We start from the raw sequence: 683 nt of genomic DNA, 5'->3' as shown, positions 1-683 counted from the left end.
CGCGCGGTATCTCCGCAAGTTCGACGCGTGGAACGTGAAGACGGTTATCCGCGGTCTCTACTCCGGTGCGTCCCACGAGGAGGTCGAATCCGACCTCATCCGCGCCGGCGAGTTCGACGACCGCCTCATCTCGCGACTGCTCGACGCGGGCGAGATAGAAGAGGTCGTCAGCGTCCTCTCCGGCACCATCTTCGGTGACGGCCTCGCGGCCGCCTACGAGGAGTACGAGGAAGTCGGCGTCCTCGTCCCGCTGGAGAACGCGGTTGACCGCGCCTTCTACGAGCAGTTGCTCGACGACCTGGTCGTCGGCGAAGAGGCAAAGCAGTACCGCGAGTTCCTCGAAGCCGAAATCGCCTGCCGAAACGCCCGCAACGCGCTCCGCATCGCTCGCAGCGGTGCCGACCTCGACCCCGTCGACTACTTCATCGAGGGCGGCACGCTGTTCCGCGCGACGGAGCTCGCGTCGCTGGCGACCAGCCCGGACGAGCTGGTGTCGAAAATTCGTGACAGCCGATACGGCGACCGCCTCTCGGCGGCCCTTTCGGACCTCGAAGCGGCAGACAGCCTCATCGGCTTCGAGCGCGCCCTCGACGCGGCGCTCTTGAAGGACGCGGACACGCTCGGTTACGTGTTCCCGCTTTCTGTCACGCCAATCGTCTCGTACATCCTCGCCAAGGAGCGCG

Annotated in this window: 1 protein-coding gene; it reads left to right on the top strand. The window is 66.0% G+C overall.

Annotation, left to right across the window (positions count from 1 at the left end):
- Window positions 1-683, top strand: a 683-nt coding sequence (locus tag DVK06_RS16825; RefSeq protein WP_121601120.1) for a V-type ATPase subunit, incomplete at both ends; no start/stop codon positions are given.

Origin of the sequence: Halorubrum sp. Atlit-28R, assembly GCF_003665955.1 — an archaeon.
GTDB classification, from domain to species: domain Archaea; phylum Halobacteriota; class Halobacteria; order Halobacteriales; family Haloferacaceae; genus Halorubrum; species Halorubrum tropicale.
This window is presented reverse-complemented; position numbering and strand designations above follow the sequence as displayed.